This window comes from Microcystis sp. M165S2, assembly GCF_020245885.1.
Classification (GTDB): domain Bacteria; phylum Cyanobacteriota; class Cyanobacteriia; order Cyanobacteriales; family Microcystaceae; genus Microcystis.
Map to the genome: position 1 here is coordinate 1 of NZ_JADBTZ010000296.1, position 3,345 is coordinate 3,345.

Annotated in this window: 3 protein-coding genes and 1 pseudogene; 3 read left to right on the forward strand and 1 reads right to left on the reverse strand. The window is 44.2% G+C overall.

What is annotated here, in order from left to right:
• Positions 1 to 247: 247 nt before the first annotated feature.
• The 3 genes from IM479_RS14945 (at position 248) to IM479_RS14955 (ending at position 2,982) form a co-directional block, all read left to right on the forward strand.
• Positions 248 to 1,114: a response regulator gene (locus IM479_RS14945; RefSeq protein WP_286826632.1), complete on the forward strand. Its 867-nt coding sequence runs from the start codon at positions 248 to 250 to the stop codon at positions 1,112 to 1,114.
• A complete protein-coding gene (locus tag IM479_RS14950) occupies positions 1,111 to 1,401 on the forward strand; it encodes a circadian clock KaiB family protein (protein WP_002752661.1) in 291 nt (96 codons plus the stop codon). The genes IM479_RS14945 and IM479_RS14950 overlap by 4 nt, the downstream gene beginning before the upstream one ends.
• Before the next feature lie 387 nt (positions 1,402 to 1,788).
• The gene (locus IM479_RS14955; RefSeq protein ID WP_287677122.1) at positions 1,789 to 2,982 is read left to right on the forward strand and encodes an NAD(P)/FAD-dependent oxidoreductase; all 1,194 of its coding nucleotides are present in this window, start codon (positions 1,789 to 1,791) and stop codon (positions 2,980 to 2,982) included.
• Here the strand turns inward: IM479_RS14955 and IM479_RS14960 are convergent.
• A pseudogene (locus tag IM479_RS14960) lies at positions 2,962 to 3,207 on the reverse strand (GAF domain-containing protein); the annotation flags it as partial. The gene IM479_RS14955 and the pseudogene IM479_RS14960 overlap by 21 nt on opposite strands.
• Between the last annotated feature and the right edge of the window lie 138 nt (positions 3,208 to 3,345).

Here is a 3,345-nt window from a genome sequence, read left to right on the forward strand (position 1 = left end):
AAGGCCGAATTTGAAGTCTTTTCTGAACGAAACCCCCTACTATCTGTTGTCAAGGTTCAGTTTTTAGCTTGGTTATCGCTTTTTCCATTGTAGCTTAAAGCCGTCGTAAAACGACGGGGTTTTAACCCAAATTTTCGATAAGACTTCGAGATAGCGGGTGCTAGATTGTGATTTTGTCCTTGCGTTTCCCAAAGATGGGCGTACTATGAAAGTAGGGGAAAAAGATAATTTTAGCGATCGATTAACAATGACTAGGGATATCTGTAGGATTTTATTGATAGAGGATGAACCGACGACTGTTAAATTAATCCAGAGATTGCTGTTAAAGGCCCCCCAATGTTCCCTGGCCGGGGGGTTGACTTTTACCCTCACCCAAGCTCAGGATCTACAGGAAACTGCCGAAAAACTAGCAGGGGAGAAATTTGATCTCATCCTCTTAAGCTTGGAAATCTCTGTCCCCCCCGGCTTAAATATTCTAGTCAAAACCAGAGAATTAGCCTCTGATATACCGATAGTAGTTCAAACTACTAGCAATGATGAGAAATTAGTCGTTAAAGCCTTTCAACTGGGTGCTGACGGTTATATTCAGTTAAATAATATCGATAGTAGTCTTTTAGTCTATCAAATTCGTGTGGCGATCGAGCGTCAGCAATATATCCTCAATCTTAAACATCAACAACAGGAAGAGGAATTTCGCGAACTGGAACAGTTAATCAAGGGAGTACAAACTAGCATCACGGCGAAAATGTTCGGTTCTGAGGCAATAAAGCAGAGTATTCCCGATATTTTTCAAGAATTAGTCCAAAATTACGGAGACTTATTAGACTTAGCTTTAGAAGAACAAGCATACAAAGTGGAACATAATCTATCGGAACGACTGCGAAGCTTGGCCGATAAGTTAGGATTCTTAAAAGCTAGTCCTCGCGATGTGGTGGATATTCATACCACCACCCTACGCCAAAAAAATCAGGATGTCACCCTGGCTAAAGCGCAGGCCTACGTTAGCGAAGGTCGTCTCATGGTCTTAGAATTGATGGGTTATCTCGTCTCTTTCTATCGTAAATACTATATCGGTCTCAGCAACATTAAACTGTTCAATAACACACAATCATGAGTCAATATCTTCTCAAACTCTACATTATGGGCGATTCCAGTAAATCCCAGAGGGCGATCGCCAATATTTTTCGGATCTGTCGCGAGGAGTTATCCGATCTTTATACGGTAGAAATAATTGATGTTCTCGAACAGCCCCAATTAGCGGAACAGGATAAAATTCTCGTAACTCCTACTTTAGTCAAACAACTTCCCCCACCCCTACAAAGAATTATCGGCGATATGTCCAATACTCAAAAGGTTCTCCTCGGTTTGGATGTTATTCCCAAAGACTCCCATCTCAATTAGGATTCACCTAAAAATTCTTCTGGTTAGGTTTTTCCTCTCTAATAAGCTCTAATCTTAATTTTATCCGGCGGTCAAATTAGTAACCGCTCTCAACATATTGCCCCAGTCAACCAGCCGCACCCGATAGCACTTCTATCAGGAATTAAGGTAAGCTGTTGAGCAGTAAGATTTTAAGGAACTAATTATGTTTAAAAATTGGTCTTTCGACGATTGGATGAATCATATCCTTTTTCTGGCTACAATTGTGGCTTTGCTGACCATTTGGCTGGTTAGATAAATAAAAACTATTTTTCTTTCCTTGCTTTACCGAAAATTTGGGTTTAAGGTTCCCCGTCCATTTTACGGCAAGGAGTGTCAAAATAGGAAACAAAACCCTCAGCGATCGATATGACTGACTCAAACCCAAAAATTTGTATTCTCGGTGGTGGTTTTGGTGGACTCTATACTGCTTTACGTTTGAGTCAATTGCCTTGGCCCGATCAACACCCCCCCCAAATTACCTTAATTGATAAAAACGATCGCTTTTTATTTTCTCCCCTTCTCTACGAATTAGTCACCTCAGAACTAGAATCCTGGGAAATTGCTCCCCCTTTCAGCGAATTGCTCGCCAATACCCCCGTTGACTTCCAACAGGGAACCGTCACGGCGATCGATGTTAATAATCATAAAATAACCCTTGACAATCAAAACGATATATGCTATGACCGCCTCGTGATCGCCCTCGGTGGTCAATCCTCCCTTGACTTCCTACCCGGGGCCAAAACCCACGCTATCCCCTTTCGTAGTCTCGAGGATGCCTATCGTCTTCGGGATCGACTCAAAACCCTAGAACAATCCGATCGCGATAAAATTCGGGTCGCCATTATCGGGGGCGGTTATAGCGGCGTAGAATTAGCCTGTAAGCTGGCCGATCGCCTCGGAGAAAGGGGAAGAATTCGTCTGATCGAAAGAAATAGCGATATAATTGCCCTTTCACCCCAATTTAACCGCGACACTGCCAAAAAAGCCCTGGAAAAACGTCTGGTTTGGTTAGACCTAGAAACCACCGTCGCCGATATCCAAGCTGATCGCCTCTCCCTTGACTACAAAGGACAGATCGACAATATCCCCGTTGATCTAATTCTCTGGACCGTTAGTCCGATCGCCTCCCCACTGATCGCTAATTTGCCCATAGCACATAATGAGCGCAAATTACTAAAAGTTAATCAATATTTACAAACTGTCGAAAACCCCAGTATCTACGCGATCGGCGATGCGGCCGATAGTCGCGATCAAGACGATAAACCCTATGCTGCCACGGCCCAAGTGGCCCTTCAACAGTCCGACTACTGCGCTTGGAATATTTGGGCGAGTTTCCACGATAAACCGGCTTTACCCTTCCGTTATCAACCTTTAGGCGAAATGTTGACCCTCGGCATCGATGAAGCTACCATTAGCGGTTTAGGACTACAATTAGCCGGCCCCCTTGCCCATCTTACCCGTCGCTTAGTCTATCTCTACCGTCTGCCCACCCTCAACCATCAAATCGCCGTAGCATTTAACTGGATTACCCAACCGCTTCTATCCCTCATCTCTGAGTAGCGAGTTCAGATATTCCTCCACTAACAAACTATCTCGATCGGTCAATTCCCCAGCATCGAGACGGTTTAAGACCATTACTGCACCAAATAACCGATTATTAACCCTAATTGGCACAGCTAAAGCCGTTTTTATCCCCAAAGCGACGGCTATATCCTGACGGATGCGATTATCTCCTAGAGTTTGTCCCACCACCACCGGACAGCTACCCTGATAAACCACCGTACACGAAAAAAGACGGGAGCTTGGTAGCCCCGTCGTTTCAACACGGGGCGGAAAAGCGACGCGAGCGGATTTATCCGCCGTCCTAATGTCTGTCATGATGTGGGTCATTAATATAAGCCATTACTTTTGCTGTACTAACTT

Excerpts from the sequence above, each read along its gene's own strand:
- IM479_RS14945 (WP_286826632.1), top strand. The coding sequence starts at position 248 with ATGACTAGGGATATCTGTAGGATTTTATTGATAGAGGATGAACCGACG.
- IM479_RS14950 (WP_002752661.1), top strand. The coding sequence starts at position 1,111 with ATGAGTCAATATCTTCTCAAACTCTACATTATGGGCGATTCCAGTAAA.
- IM479_RS14955 (WP_287677122.1), top strand. The coding sequence starts at position 1,789 with ATGACTGACTCAAACCCAAAAATTTGTATTCTCGGTGGTGGTTTTGGT.